4 protein-coding genes are annotated in these 2,839 nt (G+C 63.0%); 3 read left to right on the forward strand and 1 reads right to left on the reverse strand.

Annotated elements, in window-relative coordinates:
* From EN969_RS25150 to msrB, 3 genes are all read left to right on the forward strand, one after another.
* The coding region (locus EN969_RS25150; protein ID WP_127419485.1) for an anti-sigma factor at positions 1-521 on the forward strand (521 nt) is incomplete at its 5' end.
* Positions 522-742: 221 nt separating this feature from the next.
* Complete coding sequence (locus tag EN969_RS25155; RefSeq protein ID WP_013528492.1) at positions 743-1,300, forward strand: fasciclin domain-containing protein; 558 nt, start codon at positions 743-745, stop codon at positions 1,298-1,300.
* 212 nt (positions 1,301-1,512) lie between these two features.
* On the forward strand, positions 1,513-2,016 hold the full coding sequence (gene msrB / locus EN969_RS25160; RefSeq protein ID WP_013528493.1) for a peptide-methionine (R)-S-oxide reductase MsrB: 504 nt from the start codon (positions 1,513-1,515) through the stop codon (positions 2,014-2,016).
* A gap of 198 nt (positions 2,017-2,214) precedes the next feature.
* Here msrB and EN969_RS25170 read toward each other — a convergent pair.
* Positions 2,215-2,839, reverse strand: a 625-nt coding sequence (locus tag EN969_RS25170) for an MFS transporter (protein WP_127419486.1), incomplete at its 5' end; no start/stop codon positions are given.

Consider the following 2,839-nt stretch of genomic DNA (forward strand, 5'->3'; position numbering starts at 1 on the left):
CGGTGAAGACCGCGGTCGACCGCCGCCTGTTCGCTACCGCTGCCGCGGTGAGCAGGCCCGCCGAAGTGCGCGGCGGCCTTTGGTCCAGCCTGGCCTTCTGGCGCGCCCTTGCCGCAGCCGCGGTTGCGGCACTGGCGATTTACATCGCCGTGCCCGTCTTCAACCCGCCGGTCGAGCAGCCGCAGGCGCGCCTCGTCGCTTCGCTGGCCGCCGAAGGCAGCGACGTCAGATATCTTGCCGTCTACGACGCCGCGCATCACGAAGTCGGCCTGTCGCATGTCTCCGGTGAGCGTGCTTCCGGCAAGGACTTCGAGCTGTGGATGATCGAGGGCAAGAACCCGCCGGTCTCGATGGGCGTCATTCCGACCGGTGCTACGGCACATATCGTCGTCTCGCCGGCGGCCCAGCAGAAGCTTGCCCAGGGCGCGGTGCTTGCCGTCAGCCTCGAGCCGTCGGGCGGTTCGCCGACCGGACAGCCGACCGGACCGGTGGTTGCCGCTGGCGACCTGAAGAGCATCTGACCGGCTCTTCACCTGAAAAATCACAACAGACTATCATAAGTCTATCCTTCGCTGAACATGCCCATAGACAGCATGTCGGCAGGCGGCCGATGGCTCGGGAAATCCCTCTGCGCCGTGGATAAAATCAAGAATCACAATATTTCTGAAACTCGGGCGAGTTTGTTCCGTATCTCCTCGCGTCCCCAAGAATGGGAAGAGAAAAACCCGAGGAGTTCGACATCATGCGTAGATACGCCACCCTTTTGCTCGCCGGTACGATCGCCGTTTCGGCCCTTGCCACCGCCGCCTACGCCGAAAACCCGATGGTTGGCGGCGCCGCCATGTATGCCAACAAGAACATCGTCGAGAACGCCGTGAACTCGAAGGATCACACCACGCTGGTCGCCGCCGTGAAGGCCGCCGGCCTTGTCGAGACGCTGCAGGGCGCCGGTCCGTTCACCGTGTTCGCGCCGACCAACGAAGCCTTCGCAGCCCTTCCGGCCGGTACGGTCGAGACGCTGCTCAAGCCAGAAAACAAGGACAAGCTCACCAAGATCCTGACCTGCCATGTCATCGGCGCCAAGGCGATGGGAGCAGATGTGGCCGCGATGGCCAAGGCTGACGGCGGCACCCACAAGGTCAAGACGGTCGGCGGCTGCGAATTGTCGCTCAAGGCCGACGGCGGCAAGGTCACGGTCACCGACGAGAACGGCAATGTCGCCAATGTGACGATCGCCGATGTCGAACAGTCCAATGGCGTCATCCACGTCATCGACAAGGTTCTTTTGCCCAAGATGTAACAAGGGGCTTGCTGCCGGCGAACTGACGGCAAGGACCCTCCGTCGATTGCACGATCCCGCTCCCGTGATCCGCAATTGGCCCGTGCACTTCGCGCCCGCCTGCATTCGGATGTGGGAGGGCGCGGAGTGTTCGTTCGAGGGGCTACCGTCACCGGCTTTTGATTTCCGCGCGGCGGTGTAGTTTGGCAAAAGGACATCAGGAGGAACTGGTCATGAACCGTCGCGACTTTCTTTTGAGCGGTGCCGCCGCCATCGGCGTGATCGGGGCCGCGGCAACGATGCTGCGCATGGGCGATCCGCAGGCAGCACAAGCGGCCGAGAGCTTCGAGGTCGTCAAGACCGACGCCGAGTGGAAAGCCATCCTGTCGCCGGCCGCCTTCGACGTGCTGCGCAAGGAAGGCACGGAGTACCCCGGCACCAGCCCGCTGCTCAACGAACACCGCAAGGGCATTTTCGCCTGTGCCGGCTGCGACCTGCCGGTCTATTCGTCGGAGACGAAATTCGATTCCGGCACCGGATGGCCGAGCTTCTGGCAAGAGATCCCCAAGGCGATCGGCACGACCGTGGACAGGTCGCTCGGCATGACGCGTACCGAGGCACATTGCCGCCGCTGCGGCGGCCATCTCGGCCATGTCTTCGACGACGGTCCGGCGCCGACCGGCCTGCGCCACTGCATCAACGGCGTCGCGCTGACCTTCAAACCGGCCACGGCCTGAGTCCATAGACCCGAATGCAAAAAACTCCGGGCTTGCGGCCCGGAGTTTTTTACGCGGTCAGAGCTTTTCGGGCGTGGACTGGAGGAGCTTCCCGAAACCGCTGCCCACGTATCCTTGTCTTGTCGCAATCTCCAAGGGAAAGCGCTGCGCGCTTTTCCCGGGAAAACCGCCTTACACTTTTCCTGGAATTGCTCCCTATCAGTGCCCCCCACCGCCGCCGCCACCCGGTGCGGCCGGCTTGCGGATCAGCATGGTGAACAGGCCAAGCGTCGCAAACAGCACCGTCAGCATGAAGAACACGTCCATGAAGGACAGCAACGCCGCCTGCTGCTGGACCATGCCAGACAACTTGGAGATCGCAGCGCTTGTCGCATCGAGGCCGGGGGTCTGCTCGAAATTGCGGGTCATGTTCTGCAGCTTGGTCTGCGCGGCTTCACTGCCCCATTGCACATGCTCGGAGAGCCTTGCGTAGTGGAAGGCGTTGCGGTCGATCAGCACGGTATTGATCAGCGCAAGGCCGACGGCACCGCCAAGGTTGCGGGTGAGATTGAACAGGCCGGACGCGTTCTTCAGCCGCTCGGGCGGCAAGGTGCCGAGCGCGATGTTGTTGATCGGAACCATGCACAGCATCATCGAACAGCCGCGCAGGATCTGCGGGATGAGCAGCTCATAGAAATCCCAGTCGGCGGTCAGATGCGTCATCCACCAGGTGCCGGTGGCGAAGCCGAAGAAGCCGATCATCATCATCAGGCGCGGGTCCATCTTGTTCGACAGGATGCCCGAGATCGGCGCGGTGAAGAACATCGCCAGGCCGCTGACGAAC

Origin of the sequence: Mesorhizobium sp. M7A.F.Ca.CA.003.01.2.1 (assembly GCF_003998945.1) — a bacterium.
GTDB lineage: Bacteria > Pseudomonadota > Alphaproteobacteria > Rhizobiales > Rhizobiaceae > Mesorhizobium > Mesorhizobium ciceri.

What these genes read in the sequence shown, in the direction of transcription:
- EN969_RS25155 (WP_013528492.1), top strand. Translation starts at nt 743, where the DNA reads ATGCGTAGATACGCCACCCTTTTGCTCGCCGGTACGATCGCCGTTTCG.
- msrB (WP_013528493.1), top strand. Translation starts at nt 1,513, where the DNA reads ATGAACCGTCGCGACTTTCTTTTGAGCGGTGCCGCCGCCATCGGCGTG.